A 23,511-nucleotide genomic window follows, 5' to 3' on the forward strand; every position below is an offset into this window, starting at 1 on the left:
CCCAACGCTTACTTTTTGGCCGGCGAGAAGGAGTACGGCGCGGCCGAAGCCTGGGTGCCGCGGCTTTTGTTGGGCGTGGGGCTCATGTCGAAGTTGAGTACCGCGCCTTGCATAAGCTCCTCGTGGCTGAGCCAGTTCTTGTCGTATTCCTGCCCGTTGAGCGTAAGTCCGTTGACGTAGCGGTTGTCGGCCGAATTCCGGGGCGCGTTCAGCACCACGTCTTTGCCGGAAGGCAAGTGCAGGGTGGCCTTCGGAAAAAGCGGGGCGCCAAGCACATACTGATTGGTAGCCGGGCATACGGGGTAGAAGCCCAGGGCCGAAAACACGTACCAGGCCGAAGTTTGCCCGTTGTCCTCGTCGCCGCAGTAGCCGTCGGCCGTGGGCTGGTAGAGGCGGGTCAGGGCCTCGCGCACCCAATACTGGGTTTTCCAGGGCTGGCCGGCGTAGTTGTAGAGGTAGGGCATGTGCTGAATGGGCTGGTTGCCGTGGGCGTAGTTGCCCATATTGGCAATTTGCATCTCCCGGATTTCGTGGATGACCTCGCCGTAATACGACTCGTCAAACACCGGCGGCAGGGTAAAGACCGTGTCCAGCGTAGCCACAAACTTTTGCTTGCCGCCCATCAGGTCAATCAGGCCCTGCACGTCGTGAAATACCGACCAGGTGTAGTGCCAGCTGTTGCCCTCGGTGAAAGCGTCACCCCATTTGAAGGGGTTGAAGGGCGTCTGGAAAGTGCCGTCCTGGTTGCGGCCCCGCATCAGGCCGGTTTGCTTGTCGAACAGGTTGCGGTAGTTCTGGCTGCGCTTGGCGTAAAGGTTGATTTCCTTTTTCGGCCGGTTCAGCGCCTTGGCCAGCTGGTAGATGGTAAAGTCGTCGTAGGCGTATTCGAGGGTACGGGCCGCGTTTTCGTTGATTTTAACGTCGTAGGGCACGTAGCCCAGCTTCTTGTAATAGTCAATACCGGCGCGGCCCACAGCTGTCAGCGGACCGGGGTTGTTGGCGCCGTGGGTTAGGGCTTCGTAGAGCACGTTCATGTCTTGTCCCCGAATGCCTTTCAGGTAAGCATCGGCCACTACCGAGGCCGAGTTGTTGCCCACCATCACGTTGCGCAGGCCCGGACTGGCCCACTCGGGCAGCCAGCCGCTTTCCCGGTAGTCGTTGGCCAGGCCTTGCTGAATTTCAGTGTTTACTTCCGGATACAGCAGGTTGAGAAAGGGAAACAAAGCCCGGAACGTGTCCCAAAAGCCGGTATCGGTGTACATATAGCCCGGCAGCACTTGCCCGTTGAAGGGGCTGTAGTGCATTACCTGCCCGTTGGCATCCAGCTCGTAGAGCTTGCGCGGGAACAGCAGGGAGCGGTACAGGCAGGAGTAAAACGTGCGGCGCTGGTCGGTGGTGCCGCCCTCCAGCTCGATGCGGCCCAGCACCTTGTTCCAGGCGGCGCGGCCCTGTTGGCGCACGGCGTCAAAGTCCCGGTCACCAATTTCGCGCAGGTTAAGCTCGGCCTGCTCGGGACTGATAAACGAAGAAGCTACCCGGGCGTTTACCCGCTCGCCCTTGCGGGTTTTGAAGCCGACGACGGCGCCGGCGTGGTCGGCCGTTACTTCCAGCGTGCCGCCAGCCAGCTTCTTGTCCTGGTAGAGGGCCGTGCTGGTGAAATCGTGGTCAAATTCCAGTACGAAGTAGTTCCGGAAGTTCTTTGGCACACCGCCCCGGTTGCGGGTAGTATAGCCTACAACCTTGCGTTGCGCAGGCAGCACCTTCACGTAGGAGCCCTTATCGAGGGCATCAATCACGACGTAGGCGCTGTCGGTCTGCGGGAAGGTGAAGCGGAAGCGGGCCGCGCGCTCGGTAGGTGCAATTTCGGTTACCACGTCGTGGTCGGCCAGGTACACGCGGTAGTAGTTGGGCTCGGCTACCTCGGCTTTGTGCGAAAACCAGCTGGCCCGGTCATCCTCGTCGAATACGCGCTGGCCGGTGATGGGCATCAGGGCAAACTGCCCGTAGTCGTTCATCCAGGGCGAGGGCTGGTGGGTTTGCTTAAAGCCCCGCAGCTTGTCGGCCGAGTACTGGTAAGCCCAGCCGCTGCCCATCTTACCGGTTTGGGGCATCCAGAAATTCATGCCCCAGGGCAGGGCTATGGCCGGGTAAGTGTTGCCGTTCGATAATTCGGGCTTAGAATCAGTGCCCATCAGTGGATTGACCCACTGCGCCAGGTCGGCCGGGGCCGACTGGGCCTGGACCGGCCCCGCAACTACCAGCCAACAGGCGGCCAGCACGAAAAACGTTTTTAGCATTTGGGCGGAATAACGCAAGAGAGTACGAAAACCGAAAGCCAGAGCCGCCGGTAGGCAGTCAGGCAACTCATTGGGCCCCAATATCCGGATTTCCTGAACCTCTGCAACTCTGCTTAAACATTTTAGCAACTTCACCCGCGCCTAGGCCCTCAAGCGGATAGCCCCCAGCAGCAACTACCCGCATCAAGCGTTGTGACGCCAGTAGTTCATGCATACTAGTGAATTGCGGTTATTGTAATCCGCTTGCCATTGAACACGGCTTCCTCCCCCACCCGTTTGCCGCTCAGGGCCGCGGCTACGGGTGCTACGGCCGACACGGCAAAGTAGTCAGTGCCCTCCGCGGTGAGCTTACCGGCGCTGATGCTGATAAAAAACCAGCCCAGCGAGGTATGGACCAGGGCCCCGGGCCGCACCGTGTCGCAGGGCTTGGTGGGGTCGATGCGCTGCAGCTCGCCCTGGAGCTGCCGGGCCTGCTGAAGCTGCACCAGGTTTCGGTCCCGCTCGTTCTGGGCCATGGCGCGGCCGGTTTCGTACTTGTCGCCGGCACTGCTCTTGGTTTCGCTGTTGGCCGATTCCTGGGCAGCTTGAATAGCAGCTAGGCAAGCGTTGAGGCGGTCCTGGACGTAGTGCTCGCAGAGCGTGTAGAGAGTTTGTTTTGTTAGCTCGTGTAGGCTTCCCATACTATTTCTGAATCATTTTCAACCTGCCAACTGCCTAGCAGCTGGCCCAGCTTATTTAAAGACGCTACTTCGGCCCCAATTGTAAATTCAAGCCGGCAACGGTGCGGGCTTTCATCCTCCTCACTCATCACCACCTTCAACCCTGCCGAGAGGCGCACAGGCTCAGGTACGTTGACGATGCCAAGGAGCCTAACTCGACTTGCGCCTGATCAGCTGCATATCCTGAAAAGGTAGTGAGCCTTTCGCCAAAGCTTTTCCAAGCGGCAACATCACTATAGAAATGCAGACCGTACTTGATTGTGCCTTTGCAAACCGTGACATCAAACTCACAGGCTCCGGCCGGCATGTACCCATGTACAGTAGCAACAATTCTTATTTCTCCCCGCTTCATAATTACTTAGCTCCACTTTTCATAGCCCGATAAGCCGCCAAATGGGCCTTGATTAGCTCGGCAAACGAGCGGTAACGCGCGGCGCCGGGTATCCAGTGGGCAAAGTGCCAGGCCTCCCACTCGCCCTGGTGCTGCACATCGGGATTGAGGGCCAGAAACCCGGCGTCGCCCCAGTCTGATACCATTAGCAAGCCCCGGAAGTACTCCCCACGCACCTGGATTTTATTTTGCTCGGCGCCGTAGATGAAGTACTCCTCGTCCGGCACGCTGGGCACCGTTTCGACATCAATCTCCCACATTTCCACCAGGTCAGCCTCTGTCTTCACCAGCCAGTCGACTTCCGCGCTGGGCTTGAGGCGCCAGATAAACCTGTCAAGCGGGCCGAAACCGTTGGAAGCTTGCAGAAACGCCCGGTAGGAAGGCGGCAGCATTATTTGCAGTCTTGCTTCCAAGGCATTCAGCTCTGCTTCCGGAGCGCCCGGAGCCCCAAACCACTGCACCTGGCGCTGCTGCGGGGTAATTAGAGCCGCTAGCTTCCCGCTGATAAAGTATGGATCCGACAAGACTTCCCGGCTGATTTGCCGAAGGGTAGCCGGCCAGCTTATGGCGTTTGGCATAATGGGTATTTACTTTAAATCGGCTTGTCTGGCTAATCTTGCCACTTACTCAGCGCTTCACGGTCTCAGCAACGCCGCTTTTACCTGCCTGACCCAATCATCGGCCTCGGGTGAAATGATGACGGCCCGAAAGTTATGCCGCTCAGCTTCTATTCCTACGCCCGGCGCATCATCCACCAGCCAGTCGATGCCAAAGCTGGGCGGGTGCTTGGTGCAGCGCGCCTTGGCTTCCCGCTGGTGCCGCGCCTGGTTCACGACACCATCCAGCCGCAAGCCGTAGAACCAGAACAGCTTGCGGATATACCAAGGACGGCGGTATGAGGTGGTGTATACCCACACTTCCCAGCCCTGGGCCCGGCAAAAGTCGTGGAGCTCAACGATGCCCCGGCGCAGGGGTTCCCCACCCAGCAGCCGGGCCCAAACCGAGCGTTTGGGCTCCAGCGGAAAATTGTAGCCGCAGCAGATCAGGGTATTGTCGAGGTCGAAGGCAATGCGCATAGGGCCTAAACGCCCGACAGCGCGTCAGCAATATTTCGGTCGTTGCTCAGGCGGGGCACTTTGTTCTGTCCGCCGAGCTTGCCCAGGCTTTTCATGTAGCGCTGAAACGCCCCGGCCGGCAGCGGCGTGAGCTGCAGCGGGGCCAGGATGCTGCCAGCCAGCAAATCGTCGTAGTACACGTTGCGGCGGCGCAGGCCGGCATCCAGGGCGGCGGCAAAGGCGGCAGCATCGTGGGGCGGGCGGGCAAACTCCACCAGCCACTCGTGCCGGCTCGGCTGCTGCGGGTCGGAGCTCACGCGTGGGGCCACGGTGAATTCCACGACTTCCACTTCCGCAAACTGACTCATGGCCTCGCGCAGCGTCTGCTCTACTTCCTCCCCAATGACGTGTTCACCAAAGGCCGACAAGAAGTGCTTGATGCGTCCACTGACTACCACGCGGTACGGACTCAGGCTCACGAAGCGCACCGTGTCGCCGATGCTGTAGCCCCAGAGGCCGGCGTTGGAGTTGAGCACCAGGGCGTATTGCTTATCCAGCTCCACTTCCCCGATGGTAAGGCGGGGCGGATTGGGCTCGAAGAACTGCTCGGCGGGAACGAATTCGTAGAATATGCCCGCGTCGAGCAACAGTAGCATGCCAGGGTTGCCGGGCTCGTCCTGAAACGCCAGAAAGCCTTCGGAGGCCGGAAACAGCTCGATGCTGTCCACGGGCCGGCCGATGGTTTCGAACAGCTTGGCCCGGTAGGGCTCGAAGTTGACGCCCCCGTACACGAAGAGGTCGAACTGCGGGAAAATGTCCTTCACCGGCTTGCCCGTAATCTGCACCAGCTTGTCGAAGTACATCTGCACCCAGGGCGGAATGCCCGAAATCAGGGTCATATTCTCGGGCAACGTCTCTTCCACGATATGGTCGAGTTTGGTTTCCCAGTCGTCGATGATGTTGGTGGAGTACGTCGGCAACTGATTGCGCCGCAAATAGGCCGGTACGTGGTGATTCACAATGCCCGACAACCGCCCGGTATGAATGCCGCCCACTTTCTCCAGCTCCGGGCTGCCCGACAAAAACATCAGTTTGCCATCCAGAAACCGGCTTTTGCCCGTGGCGTGGATGTAGTGAAACAGGGCGTCCCGGGCTCCGTTAATGTGGTTCGGAATGCTGTCCTTGGTCAGGGGAATGTACTTGGCGCCCGAGGTCGTGCCGGAGGTTTTGGCCAGGTATTCGGGCTTGCCGGGCCAGAGCACGTCGGCCTCCCCGTGCTTCACCCGCTCGAAGTACGGGCCAGGGCTTCGTAGTCGCGCACGGGCACCTGCCGGGCCAGGTCGGCGGGCGCATTGATGGCGGCAAAGTCATGGTCGCGCCCGAAAGCCGTGTTTCTCCCCTTTGCAATCAGCTCCCGGAACACGCGCTGCTGGGTAGCTACGGGGTTTTGCTGCCACTGCTGGTAGCGGTGGTGAATATAGGCGGCCAGCGGGCGGCTCAGGGCGGATTTCAGACCCATAAAGGCAAAAAGTACTAAGTGAACCGAGGCGAAGTACGGACTTCTTTTGGTGCCTGAAGTGAATCTAGCGGTAGTGCTCCTCGGGAAAGCGGGCTGAGTCGGCGGGTTCTACGTGCTGCCAGGGCCCCCACAGCGGCGTGATTTTCACGACCCGATATTGCATATCAGAGGTGGCAAACCCACTGTAGTAGTGCTGCTGCACAATCCGCACGGGCGGGTTTACTGACTCATAGTGAACCAGCTCGTCCTGCCAGACAGCGGTATCTTCCAAGACAATCAGTAAGCTGCAGTATAGCCCTATGGGAATTACCAGGAGCAGAAGGAAAACACCGGTCAGAAAACGCCAGAAATCACCAAGCCGGGACTTGACCTGCAGCCATACGCCCAGCGGCCACAAGGCAAACAGGATGTTTTTGGCGACATCAAAGGTCCGCAACAGCGTGTGGTTAGTGGTTTCAAATGGCTCACCATTCGCTATTTCATTTGCAACAAACAGCCCAAATCCCAGCCAGCCCAGCCCGATAATCAGCTGCCGAAAACGGATTAAGGGAGCAGGTTGGGCAGAAGTGGATGAACTCATAAAGGCCGGAAAGTAGGCAAGATGGGGTGTAAAGTGGAATTGCACCAACTCCGCCGCCCGCTAATGAGTATATTCAGTTACACAACCTCAACTATACCAGCACTACCATGATTAATCAGCGCGGAAATGCCGTTTGGAACGGTGACATTAAAGGCAGCGGCGAAATTTCGACCCAGAGCGGCACGGTAAAAGCGCCGTACTCGGTGGGCGCCCGGTTTCAGGGCGAGAAGGGCACCAACCCGAGGAGCTGATCGGAGCCGCCCACGCCGGCTGCTACACCATGTTCCTGACCGGACAGCTGACCAAAGCCGGAGCCCAGGTTAAGCAGATTCGCACCGAGTCGAAAGTGACGCTCGACACCTCCGGCGAAGTGCCCAAGGTGGTTAAAATCACGCTGACCACCGAAGGCGAGGTGGAAGGCATCACCCAGGAAGAATTCCAGAAGCAGGCCGAAAACGCCAAGCTGCACTGCCCCATTTCGGCTTTGCTGAGCGCCGTGCCCGAAATGGAGCTGGCCTCAGCCACGCTGAAGTAAGCATTGCCTGATTTCTGATAAAAACCGGCTGCGCCCGTCGCGTTGCCGGTTTTTCGTTTACTTTGTTGTCAGACTTCTACTCTCTTATGCCCGCGCTACCAAAACCACCCGCATTCGGCTGCGGCCCGCCGACACGTCTAAGGTTCCTTTCTGGGGCAGATGCTTATTGGCGGCCTCTGGATTGCCTACACGCTGTTCCTGATTGTTTCCGACGAAGGCCACCTGGACTACCACTTTCTGCACTACGTATTCCTGGTGTTCAGCTTGGTGTACATTGGCTACGTGTTGGTACACAATGCGCCAATTTTCGGTACCCAGAGCTACTTGGAGTTTACGCCCGGCTACATCGTGCACAAAGGCGGCCTGTTCCGGCCCAAGCAGGTTTTCGCCGCCGAGGACATCGAGGCCATTGACCTGGCCCCCATGCAGCTGCGCATCCGCCTGCACTCCAACGACCTGTACACGCTGAACCTGCGAGAGGTAAAAGGCCCGAAGCGCCGGGAAAACTTCCGCAACGAAATCCGGCAGTTCGCTGCCCAGTACAACATCACCCTGCGCGAAACGGCCCCGGCCCCACGTATCTAGCGAGTAACGACATAGAGATAGAAAAGCCCGCTTTGCAGCGGGCTTTTCTATTACCGGGCAGCTTGCCTCATGCGCACACTATCCACTCGGGCGCGGACAAACTTTCCTTGCGGAGTAACAGAGTAGTCGGTCACCACCGAGTCCCAGAATCCTGGTTGCCCATCGTCTTCACTATCCTGCTCCAACTCCGTAACGCGGAGCCGAATCTGCTGAGTATTCATAGTAGCCGTGGCGCTCCACATGCCATCCATGCCGGTATTTGCAATAGTAGCCCAGTCGATTACCTTTTTTCCGTCGGGGCTGAACGTCACGTAGTAGACATCGGAACAGCAGTCCTCGTGCCGGTACAGGTAAGACACAATCATAAACTCTTTGCAGCGCACCGTGTCCAGGGCGTACAGCTCCCAGTACTTATTATAGTCTTTAAAAAGACGAGGCAACTGGGGGTTCTGGCGCACCATTTCGGCTACCAGCGTAGTGCTCAACTTGGCCTGCTCAGCTGTTTTGGGACTCGCCTCAACCATTTTCAGGTCGTATTCCGGTAGCAGGCAGGGCGGTTGCTCACTCGGAGGAATAGCGGCTATCGGAACTTGTGCAGCTTCTTTCACCGCGCCAGTTTTCTCGGCGGCCGGACCACTGCAGGCTGCTACTGTCAGGCCAAGTGTGGCAGACACCAGCAAGAAAGTAATGCTGCGGGCTCCCATCCGGCCAGTCTACTTGCCCGCAAACTTCTTGCGCAGGTCCACTATCGTGTTGCGGAAGTTTTTGTCGCTGTCAATCAGGTCCGAAACGGTCTGGACGGAGTGGATGACGGTGCTATGGTCGCGGCCGCCGAAATGGAAACCGATGCTTTTGAGCGAGTGGCTGGTGTGCTCCTTGGCAAAGTACATGGCCACCTGCCGCGCCGTCACGACTTCCTTCTTGCGGGTTTTGGCCTTGAGCAAATCCAGGGAAATGCCAAAGTACTCGGCCACGGTCTTCTGAATGAAGTCCAGGTTCACCTCGGCCTCCACTTCCTCAATGATGTGGCGTAGGGCCTGCTTGGCCATTTCCAGATCAATTTCCCGGCGGTTCAGGCTACTCTGGGCCACCAGCGAGATCAGCACGCCTTCCAGCTCCCGCACGTTGGTATTAACCGAGTGGGCCAGGTATTCCACCACCTGGGGCGGAATGTCGATGCCGTCCTGCTCCATCTTGTTCTGGATGATGGCCATGCGGGTCTCGAAGTCGGGGCTCTGCAAGTCAGCCGTCAGGCCCCACTTAAAGCGCGACAGAAGTCGGTCTTCCAAGCCATTCAGGTCGCGGGGTGGCCTATCGGAGGTCATCACGATCTGCTTGCCGGCCTGGTGCAGGTGGTTGAAGATATGAAAGAACATCTCCTGGGTTTTGTCCTTGCCCGAGAGGAACTGCACGTCGTCCAGAATCAGGATATCAACCAGCAGGTAGAAGTTGGCAAAGTCCTGCACCCCGTTGTTGCGCAGGCTTTCGATAAACTGGTTCGTGAACTTCTCGGCCGAGACGTAGAGCACGAACTTGTCGGGCGAGGTGGCCTTGATATGGTTGCCAATGGCCTGCACCAGGTGCGTTTTGCCCAACCCCACGCCACCGTATACCATCAGCGGGTTGAAGGAGGTCGTGCCGGGCTTGTTGGCCACGGCGAGGCCGGCTGAGCGGGCCAGGCGGTTACAGTCGCCCTCCACGTAGTTCTCAAACGAGTACGTACCGTTCAGCTGCGACTTCACGTAGTTCCGGTCAATGGCCTTGGTGGCTTCGAACGGGTTGCGCAGGGTATTACTGGTATCCGGGGCAGCAGCGGCGGCGGCCACGTTGCGGGCCGAGCCGGTGAGGGCACTAGCCGCAATGGCTCCGGCCGTCGAAGCCGCCTGGGTAGGAGCCGCAGCTTTGCGGGCCGTGGGAATATTGACCGTGCGGGGCTTGTTCTGACTGTTGCCCTGATCTACCACAATGGAGTACTCCAGCCGCCCTTCCGGCCCCAGCTCCTGGTAGATGCCTTTCTTTAATACATCGACATAGTGCTCCTCCAGCCATTCGTAGAAAAACTGGCTGGGCACTTGGATGATCAAAACGTTATTGTGGAGCTGCACCGGCACAATTGGCTCAAACCACGTGCGGAAGCTCTGCTCACCAATGTTAGCCTTGATGACGCGAAGACAGTTGGCCCATACGGTTCGGCAATCCTTCAGCATCAATTAGTTAAGACAAAAGCAACAAGTGCTTAGCGGGCGGACAATAGGGTCAGAAACGGCCCATTTCGGAGCCGTTTTTTCTAGGGGAGACAAAAATGTGGAAAAGTCAGGATACAAAAAAACGCTGTTTTCCTTGCTTTTCTCACGCCGTCGTCACAGGTACTACGGCTGAGCTGGCCACGGCTAGGCGTTTGGTCCCGTGCTCGAAGGAATAGTCGAGGCGGCCCAGGTGAATGCCGGACCAGCCGACCTGATTAATCAGCGTACTACGGCCGGCAGCGCCTTCTATTACGTCGGGCTTTTCCAGGAACGTGTGCGTGTGCCCACCCAAAATCAGGTCGATGCCGGGCACCTGAGCGGCTAGCTTGTGGTCGTCGATTTTGGCGCTTTCGTACTTGTAGCCCAGGTGGGAAAGGCAAATCACCATGTCGCACCGCTCGGCACCGCGCAGCGTGGCCACCATGGTCTGCGACACAGCCACCGGGTCGAGGTACTTGGTGCCGCCGATGTTGCGGTCCGAAATCAGGCCCTGCATTTCAATGCCGATACCGAACACACCAATGCGCATGCCGGCCTTTTCGAACACCTTATATGGCTTGAACTGCCCGGCCAGAATGGTCTGGGAGAAGTCGTAGTTGGCAATCAGGAAGGGAAAGCCGGCGTTGGGCAGCTGCTTTTTCAGCCCTTCCAGGCCGTTGTCGAAGTCGTGGTTGCCCAGGGTACTGGCGTCGTAGGCCATCTGCGTCATCAGCTTGTACTCCAGCTCCCCGTTGAAGAAGTTGAAGTAGGGCGTACCCTGCCAGATGTCGCCCGAGTCGAGCAGCAGCACGTTGGGCTCCTGCTTACGAATCTGCTCAATGAGGCTGGCGCGCCGGGCCATACCACCCATGCCGGCCCACTGCGCGCTGTTGTCCGGAAAAGGCTCAATGCGCGAATGCATGTCGTTGGTGTGCAGAATGGTCAGGCGCACGTTTTTGGTATCGCGGCCTACCGCGGGCAAACTCAGGCCCATCAGGCCCAGGCCGGCAGCCCCAGCGACGTATGCTTGATAAAATCGCGACGGTTCATCTTGGTTAAGGTGCTAATGGGGAAATGTGCTCAGGTGCTAATGTGAGTTGAATGTGAGAAATGTGGAAAATGTGTTAGGCGGCTTGCTTTCTGTAGTATGGATAAAAACTACGGTCAGTTACCCATCTACTAATCAGCACCTGAGCACATTTTCACATCAGCACATTCAAATCACATTACTTTCACTCTGCCTTCAACTTTGGCTTCCAGCGGCTTGCCTTGCTTGGTGAGGCTGCGGATGTGGTCCACAATGGCTGTGCGCAGCAGCACGCCAGTACTACGGGGCTTGATAGCCTTGAAGAACACCATCTGGTCGCCGCCGCCGGCCAGGTAGTCGGAAATGGCGATGGTGTAGGTGCGGCTCGGGTCGAAGGGCTTGCCGCCGATAAGCACATTGGCAGCCTTCCCGTCGGCACCCACGGTGTAGGTCACGTTCGACAGCGCCATTTTAATGCGGGCCGCATAGTTGAGCATTTCCTGCATTACCGGGCCGGGCGTATCAAGTACCACTAGCTCGTTTTCGAAAGGCATCAGCTCGAAGATGGAGCCCATGGTAACGGGACCGGCGGGCAAGGCGGCGCGCAGGCCGCCGTTGGTCATCACGCCCACGTCGATGGGCTGGCCCAGGGCCTGGGTGGCCCGTTCCCGCTGCACGTCGGCCACAAGGTTAGCCAGCGGCGACTCCCCGTTGTTCTTGGTAATAGCCACTGGAGCCACGCCCAGCACTTCGGTCATCTGCTGCGTAACGCGCTGCTTGTAGGGCTCGATGGTAGCAGCGGCCTTGGGGTCTTCGGGCTGGGTCTTACTAACGGGCTGAGCCGTTACGGAACCCAGAGCCGGCTTAGCCTGATACACGCCGCGCTGACAGCCGAAGGTGAGCGAGGCCGCCAGCAGGAAACTCAGCGCCGAGACGTTGGAACGGAAAAAGGACATGCAAGTAGGAATAGGCGGAAGGCAAAGGTACGGCAGCCAGACTTATTTGGTGAGGTTAACGCCGAACAGTACGTAGTAGTGCCAGAATCAGTCTTGACTCCGAACTCCGGCGAAATAAGCGAACGGAGCAGCACCGCCGTGCCTAAGAACTTAAACCAGAGCCCTGAAGTCGTCAACTCCCAGCCCATGAAAGCGGGCCTGCTGGCCGCCGGCAGATAAAGTCTTAGGCAAACCCGGCCATCCGCCAGTCTTTGCGGTGGCTGTTCTAAGGCCAATCCGGTATCTTTAGGCCGTCCGATCCGGCAGTTCCGTTTTCTGGCTTCACCACCCTCCCAATGGCCGACACCCCGCGCGCTACGCCCGTCTCCTTTTCCGAATTTGAGTCCATCAGCACCGCGGCCTGGCAGGAACGCATCCGCCGCGACCTGAAAGGGGCCGACCCGGCAACGCTGGAGTGGACCACCCCGGACGGCCTGGTAGTGCAGCCTTTTTATCATCGGGAAGCCCTGGATCTACTGCCCACCACCGGGGCCACCAGCTCCGGCACCGACTGGCTGAACGTGCCGACCTACGCCGTGGGCGCCGCCGATAAAGGCCACACGGCCATCGACCAGGCCGCCGATGCCCTGCAGCGTGGCGCCGATGGGGTTTACTTCGAGCTGACCGACGCCGCCGCCTTCGACGTGACCTACCTGCACGAGAAACTGCCGCTGGCCACTACGTACGTGGGCTATGCCGTCCGGCTGGGCGTGGCCAGCTTTGTGGAACGCCTGCTGGCTACCGGCACTTCTTCGCTACGCGGCTTCCTGCGCTTCGACCCCGTGACGGACCATGCCCCGACCTCCCCACCAGCTGGCCGAGCTGCGCACGGTGCTAGGACTCACCAGCGCTATGCCGGAATTCCGGGCCCTGACGCTCAACGGCGCATTCTTTGCCAACCGCGGCGGCACCGTTACCCAGCAAATCGGCTTCGTGTTGGCGGCGGCGGCTACGTATCTGGAGCAGCTGCCGGCGGCCGACGTAACCCGGGCCCAGGTAGCGGCTGCCCTGCAGATACAGATAGCCCTGAACCCGAACTACTTTTTTGAAATAGCGAAGCTGCGAGCCCTGCGCCGCCTGTTAGCCACCTTGCTGCACGCTTTCGAACTGCCCACGGACCTGGCCCCGACCCTGCCTATTTTCGCCGTTACCTCCACCTGGTCCCAGACTACGCTCGACCCGCATACCAACCTGCTGCGCGTCACGACCGAAACCATGGCTGCCGTGCTGGGTGGGGCTACGGCCGTCAGCGTGGCTCCTTTTGACCGACTCTACCAAAGCCCGAACGAGTTTTCGAGTCGCCTGGCCCGCAACCTGCCCGTGATTCTGCGGGAAGAAGCCGGTCTGAACCGCGTAGCCGACCCCGCGGCGGGCTCCTACTACCTCGAAACCATTACCGATCAGCTGGCCCAGGACGCCTGGGCCCTGTTTCAGCGCGTCGATGCTGCCGGTGGACTGCCCTCAGCCCTGGGTATGGTATTGCAGGAGCTGCACGTGGTGGCCCAGGCTCAGTTTCAGCGTATTGCTTCCGGCGAGCAGGTGATTGTGGGCACCAACCGGTTTCAGAACGCCCAGGAGCATTTCGACTACAACCCCAAGCGCCTGCTGCGCAGCAAGGACTTTGACTCGACGCGGGCGGCCTACCCATCGGAGGTGCTGCGGCTGGCTACGGCCCTGCACTTCCAGCGCCGCGAGAAGAAGCGCCGCCGGGCGGCCGTGGTGCTGCTGGGCACCCACACCAACCAGCTGATTCTGGAGTCTTTTCTGCGGCTACTGCCCATGCAGGAACGGTTAGCCCTGAAAGCGAGCCACCCGGAAGGCACCCTCTCGGTGCTGTTTTCGACGCCCGAAGCCGCTACGCTGATGTATGCCACGCCCGACCAGTTTGGGCACTTTGCCCGGGTGGTATGTCGCGTGCCCGTCGATGAGCCCGACTTCATCCCGCCCACCCTGCTCACCGCCGACCTGGACACGATGCAGGAAGCCGTGTCACTTTTCGGGTTCAAGGAATTTACGGTGGAAGGGTATAGCACCGAAGACGTGCTGGCCCGCCTACAAGGCCGGCGCTAAACCTCCTCACAATGCAAAAAAGGCCGTTACCACGCGTGGTAACGGCCTTTTTTTGGGCACTGTAGGCTTACTTGGTAAGAGAGTGGCCCACCAGAAAATTGACATTCGTGAAGGTTGAGGAAAGCTCCTGGTTAGCCGGGCCAGTGCTTTTCTCTGCCCGCAGTCTGATTGACAGAGGCCGCCCCCAGGCAGTATCAGCTCAGCACCTACTCCGGCACCCAAGCCCCACGCTGATGCTGATAGGATTCGTTGCCAGTCGGGTAGCGGGGTGCAGGATGCTTGCGGGTTTAGCGGCCTAGCGTGTAGCCTATCAAGAGGGAAACACTTCTTAGAGTGGAACCGTCTACCGCTACGGATGGGCCTGGCGAGGCTGATGCCCGTGCCCCCAACCACAACGTGTTACCAGCAGGCATCGCTACTTCTACTCCAGCTCCGGCTTCCCCCCGTAGGTAAGATCGAAATGAGATCCTAGCAGTTCGTTGGTATAATAAGTATTATTGCCAGTAGTCGTATAGGTCACGTAGTCCTGTTTCACGCGGACAAGCATATTGAGGGACAAGCCGCCTTCAAGGTATGGCCGCAGGCGGTGTTGACCAATGCGGTAGCGTACCATCGCCGAAAGCACCGCGTAGTCAAGCTCCATGAGCGCCTTCTTGTTGACCGCCGCCTGGGGATAGAAACTACGCTCGGAAGTAAAAGTACGCCCGGGCTCGTATACCAAGGCAGCTCGCACCGTAAAGGGAGCTCCCTTAAAACCTGGTGTATAGACTGCTTCCAGCCCGGCTTTCAGAGTGCTTTTCCCCTCGTACACCTGGTCGTAGTCGCTGGTGTTATTCCCCTTTCCCATGATGAACTGGTCGTAAACGCTCAGGCCGGCCACTAAACCAAAGTCAAAGCTGCCGCGCTTGGCAGCTTTCTTACCTACCGTCTGGGGGAGGCACACAGGTTGTAGTTGCGCACCGCTTTTTCTAGATCGGCCAGCCGGAATTCCACAGTGTTCGTCCGCCGGGCCTGAGCCGGGCAGGCCTGGAATGCCTGGGCCAGCGTGTCTTGGTAAAGCCGTTGTTTGACCAGAAATTGCTGGGCTCCGCGCTTTATCGTGGCAGTACGAAGCTCCAGCTCCACCAGCTTGCCCGGCCGGTAACCCGCCAGGAAGAACCGCTCCGCGTTACCGTTCTGCAGTGCGTACAAGGTCAGAGCCCCACGGGTAACGACTTCCAGAAACACTGGCTGGGCCGCTGCACCGGCAATCAACGGCACCGTCTGGCTTTCGTAGCTCAGCCCGGCGGTGGTACCGTAGCCGCGAAGCTCGGCGGGCTGGTACTCTCTGATTGCGGCTTGGCCAGCGGCTTCAAATTCGCAGACCTGGGCGTTGCGTTGGGAGCGGCCTATTACTACAGTTCCCCGGACGGTGTCGCCGGCCACAGGCAAAATGTAGCCGGGCTGGCGGCCTATTTGTGCCTGGGCAGGATCAGCAACCAGTAAGCTTGCTCCTACTACGACTGATACAACACAGGAATACCAGGAGAGTAAGTTTCTATTCATTCACTTATTGAATAAAAGGTGATATCGGTAGTCAAATATAGAATAACATCTCCGATTCCTAAAGCGACTGGAAAAATTCTTTCCCGTTAAACCAAGTATCTTTCCTGCCTCATTCTGTTTACGCCTCCCGGCTCTACGCTTGCCCCGATGAAACCCGACTTCGCCCACATTCCCTACAACGCCGCTCCCCTGCCCGCCCTGGCTCCCGCTACCGATGGCACTACCACGCCCGAGGGCATTACGGTGAAAAGCCACTACTCGGCGCAGGACGTAGCCGGGCTCGACCACCTGGGTTTCGGGGCCGGCACGGCGCCTTATCTGCGCGGGCCTTACGCCACGATGTACGTGCAGAATCCCTGGACCATCCGGCAGTACGCGGGCTTTAGCACGGCTGAAGAATCCAACGCCTTCTACCGCCGCAACCTGGCTGGCGGCCAAAAAGGCCTGTCGGTGGCCTTCGACCTGGCGACTCACCGGGGCTACGACTCCGACCACCCCCGCGTGGAAGGCGACGTGGGCAAGGCCGGCGTAGCCATCGACTCGGTGGAGGACATGAAGATCTTGTTCGACCAGATTCCGCTGGACCAGATGTCGGTATCGATGACCATGAACGGGGCGGTGCTGCCGATTATGGCTTTTTACATTACCGCCGCTGAGGAGCAGGGCGTAACGCCGGAGAAGCTGGCAGGTACCATTCAGAACGACATTCTGAAGGAGTTCATGGTGCGCAACACCTACATCTACCCGCCCGAGCCAAGCATGCGCATCATTGCCGACATCTTCGCCTACACGGCCAAGCACATGCCCAAGTTCAACTCCATCAGCATCTCGGGCTACCACATGCAGGAAGCCGGAGCCACGGCCGATATCGAGTTGGCCTACACCCTGGCCGACGGCCTGGAGTACGTGCGCGCCGGCCTGGCCGTGGGCATGGACGTGGACCAGTTTGCGCCCCGCCTGTCCTTTTTCTGGGCCATCGGGATGAACCACTTCATGGAAATTGCCAAGCTGCGGGCCGGCCGCCTACTCTGGGCCAAGCTCATGAAGCAGTTCAACCCCCAGAACCCGAAAAGCCTGGCCCTGCGCACACACTGCCAGACCTCGGGCTACTCGCTTACCGAGCAGGACCCCTTCAACAACGTGGCCCGCACCGCTGTGGAAGCCCTGGCCGCGGCCCTGGGCGGCACCCAGAGCCTGCACACCAACGCCCTCGACGAGGCCATTGCCCTGCCCACCGACTTCTCGGCCCGCATTGCCCGCAACACCCAGCTCTACCTTCAGCACGAAACCGACATTACCCGCGTCGTGGACCCCTGGGGCGGTTCCTATTATGTAGAAAGCCTGACCCACGAGCTGGCCGACAAAGCCTGGGCCCTGATTCAGGAAGTGGAAAGCCTGGGCGGCATGGCCAAGGCCATTGAAACCGGCCTGCCCAAGATGCGCATCGAGGAAGCCTCGGCCCGCAAGCAGGCCCGCATCGACTCAGGCAAGGAAACGGTGGTAGGCGTAAACAAGTACCGCCTCACCGACCGGCAGCTGGGCGACGAGCAGCAAATCGACGTGCTCGACATCGACAACGCCGCCGTGCGCACGTCCCAGATTGAGCGCCTCAACAAGATCAAGGCCGAGCGTGATGCCGAGGCGGTAAAAGCCGCCTTGACGGCTCTCACCGACGCGGCCCGCAGCGGACAGGGCAACCTGCTGGAACTGGCCGTCAGCGCCGCCCGCCTGCGCGCTACCCTGGGCGAGATTTCCGATGCCCTGGAAGCCGTGTACGGCCGCCACCAGGCTACCATCCGGGCTATTTCGGGCGTGTATTCGGCCGAGATGAACTACGACGAGGAGTTTGCCAAGGCCCGCGCCGCCGCCGATGCTTTTGCCGTGGCCGAAGGCCGCCGCCCCCGCATGATGGTGGCCAAAATGGGCCAGGACGGGCACGACCGGGGCTCCAAGATTATTGCCACTTCCTTTGCCGACGTGGGCTTCGACGTGGACATCGCGCCCCTGTTCCAAACGCCCGCCGAAGTAGCCCGCCAGGCCACCGAGAACGACGTGCACGTAGTGGGCGTGAGCAGCCTCGCTGCCGGCCACAAAACCCTGATTCCCCAGCTGATTCAGGAGCTGCGGCAGCTCGGCCGCGAAGACATCCTCGTCATTGCCGGCGGCGTCATCCCCGCCCAGGACTACGACTTCCTCTACAATGCCGGCGTCGTCGGCGTCTATGGACCGGGAACGGTCATTGCCGTGGCGGCCCAGGAGATTCTGCGGAAGCTGGAGGAGTAAATTTAGTACATGCTCATTTCATAAAGTTATATTTCAAAATGGCTACTCATAACGTTTTCCAAGATTGGTCAGAAGCCTCAGAATCCTTTGACGAGATAAAAAAATATATTCAAAATCGAGATATAACCTCAATAAACGAAGCTCAAACCAGGTTTGATATTATAGACAGAATAATACGAGAGTTCCTATCCTGGCAATATGGCAACATCGATGTTGAATCATTCGCAAGAGGAGAGAAAGCAAATTTTGTAGATTATATTCTAAAATCTGGCGACTATACAATCGTAGTAGAAGCAAAAAGGGCGGGAGCCTCTTTCCCAAACCCAAGCTTCAAAAGCAAGTTAAAACTAAATGGAACTGTGCTCGGACAAGGAGAAATTGCTGATGCAATAAAGCAAGCAGAAAATTATGCATTAGAAAAAGAAGCAGACATAGTGGTCGTTACTAATGGAGTTTGTTGGTGCTTTTATTCGGCCGTAAATAAAACCCAAGAAACTTATGCAAATATTTTATTTCCTTTCGACAAATACGGTCATGCGGAACAACTATTTGATATATTCTCACTTGTAAGAGTCAGCAACAAAAGCCTAGATTCGTTAAATAACAAACCTATATCACCAGAAAATAGACTAATAAATATATCCAATTATAAAAGCATGAGAATAGACAGGAATAGCATAGCTGAATATATAACCCCTGCACTGGACAATGCTCTTTATGCAGATGCACTACTAGAGAATACAGATGCACTTGGTGAATGTTTTGTCTCTACTGAATCAAGAACTAAATACGACAGCGTACTACGAATGCATTTGGCAGACCCTAAGCCAAATATATTTGACCAAAACAACAGCGCAAAAAGGATTAAGAAAGACAAACCTGACGGAGACCATATTGGCAATATTTTAAAAGCACCTAAAGCCACATTTGCTCCTCCGGTCACTTTATTGATAGGATCAGTAGGATCCGGCAAGTCCACTTTTCTGAAACATTTTGAACTAATATCTGGAAAGGAGCTACTAAATAAAACAAAATCACACTGGATTTACATAGACTTTGAAAAGATGGGGCAAACAGGAAACCCAGAATTTTTATATATGAAGAATTATTAAAGTATTTGTATGAAAATACAGAATACAAAACTACAATAGAGCCAGCGTACAGTGACGAAATAGCTGCGTTAGCAAGAGGGCCTTATGCGCCAATATTCCTCAATAAAGAAGAGTTTAATAAAGTTATTTTTAATGATCTAATCAAAAAAGACCTAGACCACAAAGAACCATATGTAGACAAAGTATTTAAGTATCTTGTAAAGCATCATCTATGTGTTGTAGTTTTAGATAACGTTGACCTATACGAGGATGAAAAGCTAGAAACCTCAGTATTCTCTGAGGGATTGGCATTATCAAAGAGAATACACGTAAATGTATTTGTTAGTATAAGAGACACAACTTTTGTAAAACACAGCTCAAATTCGACTTTTAATGCTTATGAACTAAGAAAGCTATGGATTGACGCCCCACCTTTTAGGGAAGTATTGTCGAGAAGACTGTCTTATTCTAAAAAGATACTAGAGAAGGAACAAGGAAAAATTCCATTTGCCAATGGAATAACTTTGAATGTATCTGACCTTGCTTCATTCTTTGACATAGTACAAAAAAGTATTCTTGACGAAGGCACAGGTCAGTACATTGATTCTGTATCAGACTTAAATATAAGGAAAGGGATAGGCTTAGTAACTAACCTTCTCACATCAGGCCATATCCATGCAGACACAGCAATACAAAGGTACTTGAGTGGGGGTGACAAATATCATTTTCCTTTCCACGAAGTCTTTAAAGGATCTATGCTAGGCTATTGGAGGCATTTTAGAGAGGATGCTACAGACTGCATTAACTTATTTGACTCAAAGCTAAACTCTAAAAAACTCAGGCTATTACGATTATATATCCTATCATATTTAGTAGATAGAGCTTCGAATGCTTCTACATTGAATACAACTATCAATGATATTTTTGATAAATTCTCAAAGTGCGCCATAACCATTTCTCAAATAACAACGGTTATTGACCATCTAACTAAGAAAGGTTTAACTAAATCTCTTTCAGCTGGAGAAATAACCGAACAGTCGGCAGTAGCAGCTACAAAATCTGGAGGATATTACATTAGAATTTTAACCGATACATTAGTTTACACTGAAGAATGCATGTATGACACAGCAATAGAAGACGCAGAAACCTGGCAGCAAATATCTGAATTAACTAATGACATAAATAGAAAATCAAATTTATATGCCAGAATGAATTTGAGAAAAGAACGAGTCTCAATATTTATGACATATTTAAAGATGCTAGAGGACTCACTATTCAAAGACACAGGAATAGATATTAGCAATCTAAAATCTATCACAGAAATAGAAGCAAGTGTAACAGAAGAAATCAATGGAGCCCTTCTTAAATTAAAAGCAAGGGAGAGAAGATAGAGCTAGTTGAGAATCTTAATAAGGATAATCTGCCCCCGGCCCGCCCACCAGCGGGCCGGTTTCGTTTCTCCCCCGCCCCCGCCGCCTCGGCGGCCACTCCCGCTGCTTCGAAGCTCGTTTACACTGCTTAGAATGTCATTCACGGTGCTTCGAAGATGCTTCACGGGTCTTAGGAGGTCGTTCACGCATCTTTGAACATCGTTCACACTGCTTAGAAGATCATTCACGCCCGTTAGAAGAGGATTCACGCGGCTTAGTAGCTCGTTCAAGGGTCTTAGAAGATCATTCACACCGTAGGGGCCAGCATTTGTACCGCCCTACTCCTTGTTCATAGGGCCAATAGGCCGTTGCGTACCGAACTGGCTTATAGGCTATTGCCAGCGCAGACGACTTTAGTTAATGTTACGGATAGTATTCATTATTATTATGCTATCCGTATGAAAAAGAACAAGCCCGAGGTGCGGCAGTACCTCAGCACCGACAGCAAGATGCGCCAGGAGATGCGCACCATGCACGGGCATTACCTTACCGATCTGGCGGCCTTCACCGCCTTCAATCCCACCTTTACCGCCGCCTTTGGGCAGCAGTGGCTGGCGGCCCTGGAGGCGGCCGAGCAGGCCACTTCCGGCAACCTGCTGCGCGCCGATCTGCGCGAGGACACCCAGACCGTGGAAAGCCTTATGGAACAGTCCCGGACCCAGGTGCAGGCCCTGTTTTACTACGTGGAGCAGGCCTTTCCCAAGAACCCCGGCCGCCTCGACCAGTACGGTAAAAAGCAGTACGCCCAGGCCCGGCAGAAGCACGACAAGATGCGGGCCCTGCTCTCCACGGCCCTCAGCGCCGCCACCCGCGACCAAGATGAACTGAGCAAGCACGGTTTCACGGCGGCCAAGCTGGCCACCCTGGAGCAGCTGAGCAAGGACCTCGACCGGGCCGATACCACCCAGGAAATCCGCAAGGGCGCCAACACCGAAGGTTCTGACGACTACGTGCGCCTCCAGAACGCGGCCTATAGCTTCGGACAGCAGCTGAGCAAGGCCGCCAAAGTGGCCTTCGCCACCGCCCCAGTCAAACAGAAGCTCTACCGCCTCGCCAAAGCCGAGGCGCCCGAGGACAACGCAAGCCCCAAACCGGGCGAGCCCGCCAAGTAGCCCGTCTGCCGCCCATCTTTTCGCCCGCCTCCTATCATTTACTGCTTATCGTCAGCCTTTTATAGCCGGCCATTCATCCTCAATCTTTTTCCGTCTTCCGTTTTTCACCCACTTTTCTCCGTCTGCTTTTCTCCGTCTGTCATCCTGAGCAACGCGAAGGACCTTCCTCGCTTACCCCACCAAGTCTGATACCAACGTGCTAAACGCCCACGGCTACTACGTCTACATCGTCACGAACCCGGCCAAGACTTCGCTCTACACCGGCGTGACGAATGATGTGCGGCGCCGGGTGCAGGAGCACTTTGACAACCGGGGCAACCCCAGCACGTTTGCCGAGCACTACTACTGCTACAATCTGGTCTATGTCGAGTATTTCGAGCATATCGAAGGCGCCATTGCCCGGGAGAAGGAAATTAAAGGCTGGACGCGGGCGAAGAAGGATGCACTGATTGCAGTGGAGAATCCGCAGTGGCTGACGCTGAATTATGCGGAGCTGTGAGCTTTGGAGCAGGGAATATGCCTTGTCACTTAGGGGAGGCAGGTCCTTCGCTCTGCTTCGCGCCGCTCAGGATGACAGATGATTATTTTGCTGTAAAAATCCTTTGAGTAGTGGATAACGAAGGTCCCCTCGTCTGTCATCCTGAGCTTGCGAAGGACCTGCCTCTTCTACCCCACTACCCTTGATGCCAACGACAAGAAGCCCTTTACCAGCAAATGGTAAAGGGCTTCTTGAATAGATAGAGGGGAGTAAGCGGGGAGTGGGTATTAGTTGGGCTGAAGAGTCAGCCACTCGCCGTCGGCAGGCACGTGGACGCGGGCGGTGAGGCCTTGCTGGGCGAGGTAGGCGCGGGTAGTGGCGCGGTCTTCGGCGCAGTGGTTCACGGCCTCCAGGTGCACGGCGTAGATGCTGGCTTGCGGGGCGTGGCGGGCTACCTGGGCTACGTCGGCGGCCGTCATGACAATGGCACCGCCTTGCAGGAACTGGGCAGCGCCGGCGTTGACCACAATAAAGTTGGGGTGGTAGAGGTCGAGGGCCTGCTCCACCTCCTCGCACCAGATGGTGTCGCCGGCAATGTAGAGGCGCTGCCCCTCGGCTTCCACCACGAAACCCGACACAGTGCCCATCTGCCGCCCGATTTCGCCCCGGCCGTGCTGCCCGCTGGTGCGGTAAACGCGGATTCCTTCCCACTCCAACTGGGTGTCGATGGGCAGTACCTGAGTGAAGCCGGCGGTGCGCAGGAGTTCGGTGTCGGCGGGCTGGCAGAGAATGGGCAGATCTTTGGGCAGCTGCTGCTGGGCTACGGTGTCCCAGTGGTCGAGGTGGGTGTGGGTGAGCAGCACCGCGTCGAGGGAAGCCAGCAGGGCGGGCAGCTCGGTGGCAGCAAAGGGCAGGTCGACGGTGGGGTTGCGCACGGTGTTGGCCGTTTGCGGGATGGGGTCGTACTGGAAGCGGGGTGCCAGCAGCGGATCGACGAGCAGGGTTTTGCCCGCCACCTTGAGCAGTAGCGTGGCATTGCGAATTAGTTGAACTTGCATGAGAAAAGCGGGTTAAGAGTGGCAGTCTGAGCACTGAGTGACACTGAGCGGAACCGATACGGCTAGCGGCCCATTCCGAACAAGTCAAAAGTAGATAGCCTCCTACCTTGCCCCAAGAAGGTTACCAACTGGTAACCTGTTCACCTTTTTGTTTCCCACTTCGTTTGCCAGCCATGCGCCATACCTACCACGATGTCGAATTTTGCGCCACCCGCGTGGCCCTGGGTCTGCTGGCGGGCAAGTGGAAGCCCATTATCCTTTTCCACCTGTTTTCGGGTCCCCGGCGCTTTACCGAGCTGTGGCGCGACATCCCGCGGGTATCCAAGAAAGTGCTGTTGGAGCAGCTGCGGCAGCTGGAAGCGGCTGGCCTGGTGGAGCGCACCGTGCACAACGGCTTTCCGCCCGAAGTCACCTACCAGCTTTCGACCAAGGGCGCCGAGCTGGGCCCCATTCTGCACCGCCTCGACCAGTGGGCCGTAACGCACATTGCAGGCGTGGTGCAGATTTCCTGAGGGC

General features: G+C 56.8%; 22 protein-coding genes and 1 pseudogene. 10 read left to right on the plus strand and 13 right to left on the minus strand.

All coding sequences use genetic code 11. From position 1 onward, the window contains the following. Positions 1–8: 8 nt before the first annotated feature. The 6 genes and pseudogenes from MUN79_RS26590 to MUN79_RS26615 all read right to left on the minus strand — a co-directional run bounded on the left by MUN79_RS26590 (position 9) and on the right by MUN79_RS26615 (position 6,561). A complete protein-coding gene (locus MUN79_RS26590) occupies positions 9–2,297 on the minus strand; it encodes a GH92 family glycosyl hydrolase (RefSeq protein WP_244675489.1) in 2,289 nt (762 codons plus the stop codon). 215 nt (positions 2,298–2,512) lie between these two features. Continuing rightward, positions 2,513–2,977, minus strand: a complete 465-nt coding sequence (locus MUN79_RS26595) for a 3-oxoacyl-ACP synthase (RefSeq protein ID WP_244675490.1) — start codon at positions 2,975–2,977, stop codon at positions 2,513–2,515. A 393-nt stretch (positions 2,978–3,370) separates the two neighbouring features. Continuing rightward, positions 3,371–3,931 (minus strand): SMI1/KNR4 family protein, encoded by a 561-nt coding sequence (locus tag MUN79_RS26600; RefSeq protein ID WP_244675491.1) that lies wholly within the window; start codon positions 3,929–3,931, stop codon positions 3,371–3,373. 111 nt (positions 3,932–4,042) lie between these two features. Beyond that, complete coding sequence (locus tag MUN79_RS26605) at positions 4,043–4,483, minus strand: hypothetical protein (protein WP_244675492.1); 441 nt, start codon at positions 4,481–4,483, stop codon at positions 4,043–4,045. A 5-nt stretch (positions 4,484–4,488) separates the two neighbouring features. Continuing rightward, a pseudogene (locus tag MUN79_RS26610) lies at positions 4,489–5,981 on the minus strand (GH3 family acyl-acid amido synthetase). A gap of 64 nt (positions 5,982–6,045) precedes the next feature. Beyond that, on the minus strand, positions 6,046–6,561 hold the full coding sequence (locus MUN79_RS26615) for a hypothetical protein (RefSeq protein ID WP_244675493.1): 516 nt from the start codon (positions 6,559–6,561) through the stop codon (positions 6,046–6,048). A 107-nt stretch (positions 6,562–6,668) separates the two neighbouring features. Here MUN79_RS26615 and MUN79_RS26620 point away from each other — a divergent pair, with 107 nt between their 5' ends. From MUN79_RS26620 to MUN79_RS26630, 3 genes are all read left to right on the plus strand, one after another. Then, positions 6,669–6,812, plus strand: coding sequence for an OsmC family protein (locus MUN79_RS26620; protein ID WP_244675494.1), 144 nt, complete (start codon positions 6,669–6,671; stop codon positions 6,810–6,812). Positions 6,813–6,841: 29 nt separating this feature from the next. Next, positions 6,842–7,096 (plus strand): OsmC family protein, encoded by a 255-nt coding sequence (locus MUN79_RS26625; RefSeq protein WP_244675495.1) that lies wholly within the window; start codon positions 6,842–6,844, stop codon positions 7,094–7,096. Between the two features lie 159 nt (positions 7,097–7,255). Further along, a complete protein-coding gene (locus tag MUN79_RS26630; RefSeq protein ID WP_244675496.1) occupies positions 7,256–7,681 on the plus strand; it encodes a hypothetical protein in 426 nt (141 codons plus the stop codon). A gap of 50 nt (positions 7,682–7,731) precedes the next feature. Here the strand turns inward: MUN79_RS26630 and MUN79_RS26635 are convergent, their stop codons facing one another. The 4 genes from MUN79_RS26635 to MUN79_RS26650 all read right to left on the minus strand — a co-directional run bounded on the left by MUN79_RS26635 (position 7,732) and on the right by MUN79_RS26650 (position 11,889). Beyond that, complete coding sequence (locus MUN79_RS26635; RefSeq protein ID WP_244675497.1) at positions 7,732–8,355, minus strand: hypothetical protein; 624 nt, start codon at positions 8,353–8,355, stop codon at positions 7,732–7,734. Positions 8,356–8,394: 39 nt separating this feature from the next. Next, positions 8,395–9,888 (minus strand): chromosomal replication initiator protein DnaA, encoded by a 1,494-nt coding sequence (gene dnaA, locus MUN79_RS26640; protein ID WP_244675498.1) that lies wholly within the window; start codon positions 9,886–9,888, stop codon positions 8,395–8,397. A 142-nt stretch (positions 9,889–10,030) separates the two neighbouring features. After that, the gene (locus MUN79_RS26645) at positions 10,031–10,900 is read right to left on the minus strand and encodes a bifunctional metallophosphatase/5'-nucleotidase (protein ID WP_311136610.1); all 870 of its coding nucleotides are present in this window, start codon (positions 10,898–10,900) and stop codon (positions 10,031–10,033) included. 227 nt (positions 10,901–11,127) lie between these two features. Continuing rightward, a complete protein-coding gene (locus tag MUN79_RS26650) occupies positions 11,128–11,889 on the minus strand; it encodes a 5'-nucleotidase C-terminal domain-containing protein (protein ID WP_244675499.1) in 762 nt (253 codons plus the stop codon). Between the two features lie 891 nt (positions 11,890–12,780). Between MUN79_RS26650 and MUN79_RS26655 the strand changes: the two genes are divergently transcribed. Further along, positions 12,781–13,998, plus strand: a complete 1,218-nt coding sequence (locus MUN79_RS26655) for a methylmalonyl-CoA mutase family protein (protein ID WP_244675500.1) — start codon at positions 12,781–12,783, stop codon at positions 13,996–13,998. A gap of 421 nt (positions 13,999–14,419) precedes the next feature. Here MUN79_RS26655 and MUN79_RS26660 read toward each other — a convergent pair whose 3' ends face one another. Both MUN79_RS26660 and MUN79_RS26665 read right to left on the minus strand, forming a co-directional pair. Then, positions 14,420–14,941: a hypothetical protein gene (locus tag MUN79_RS26660; protein WP_244675501.1), complete on the minus strand. Its 522-nt coding sequence runs from the start codon at positions 14,939–14,941 to the stop codon at positions 14,420–14,422. Then, positions 14,920–15,423 carry a hypothetical protein gene (locus MUN79_RS26665; protein WP_244675502.1) on the minus strand — a complete coding sequence of 168 codons (504 nt, stop codon included), beginning with the start codon at positions 15,421–15,423 and terminating at the stop codon, positions 14,920–14,922. The genes MUN79_RS26660 and MUN79_RS26665 overlap by 22 nt, the downstream gene beginning before the upstream one ends. A 267-nt stretch (positions 15,424–15,690) precedes the next feature. Here MUN79_RS26665 and scpA point away from each other — a divergent pair, with 267 nt between their 5' ends. The 5 genes from scpA to MUN79_RS26690 all read left to right on the plus strand — a co-directional run bounded on the left by scpA (position 15,691) and on the right by MUN79_RS26690 (position 21,958). Then, on the plus strand, positions 15,691–17,826 hold the full coding sequence (scpA, locus tag MUN79_RS26670; protein ID WP_244675503.1) for a methylmalonyl-CoA mutase: 2,136 nt from the start codon (positions 15,691–15,693) through the stop codon (positions 17,824–17,826). 38 nt (positions 17,827–17,864) lie between these two features. Further along, positions 17,865–18,938, plus strand: coding sequence for a hypothetical protein (locus tag MUN79_RS26675; protein ID WP_244675504.1), 1,074 nt, complete (start codon positions 17,865–17,867; stop codon positions 18,936–18,938). 5 nt (positions 18,939–18,943) lie between these two features. Then, positions 18,944–20,308: a hypothetical protein gene (locus tag MUN79_RS26680; RefSeq protein ID WP_244675505.1), complete on the plus strand. Its 1,365-nt coding sequence runs from the start codon at positions 18,944–18,946 to the stop codon at positions 20,306–20,308. 437 nt (positions 20,309–20,745) lie between these two features. Beyond that, a complete protein-coding gene (locus MUN79_RS26685) occupies positions 20,746–21,459 on the plus strand; it encodes a hypothetical protein (protein WP_244675506.1) in 714 nt (237 codons plus the stop codon). Positions 21,460–21,655: 196 nt separating this feature from the next. After that, a complete protein-coding gene (locus tag MUN79_RS26690; protein WP_244675507.1) occupies positions 21,656–21,958 on the plus strand; it encodes a GIY-YIG nuclease family protein in 303 nt (100 codons plus the stop codon). A 266-nt stretch (positions 21,959–22,224) separates the two neighbouring features. On the opposite strand, the gene MUN79_RS26695 is transcribed toward MUN79_RS26690, so the two are convergent. Then, positions 22,225–22,995: an MBL fold metallo-hydrolase gene (locus tag MUN79_RS26695; RefSeq protein WP_244675508.1), complete on the minus strand. Its 771-nt coding sequence runs from the start codon at positions 22,993–22,995 to the stop codon at positions 22,225–22,227. Between the two features lie 173 nt (positions 22,996–23,168). Between MUN79_RS26695 and MUN79_RS26700 the strand changes: the two genes are divergently transcribed. Further along, positions 23,169–23,507, plus strand: coding sequence for a winged helix-turn-helix transcriptional regulator (locus MUN79_RS26700; protein WP_244675509.1), 339 nt, complete (start codon positions 23,169–23,171; stop codon positions 23,505–23,507). Positions 23,508–23,511 lie beyond the last annotated feature (4 nt).

The organism is Hymenobacter cellulosilyticus, from assembly GCF_022919215.1.
Taxonomy (GTDB): domain Bacteria; phylum Bacteroidota; class Bacteroidia; order Cytophagales; family Hymenobacteraceae; genus Hymenobacter; species Hymenobacter cellulosilyticus.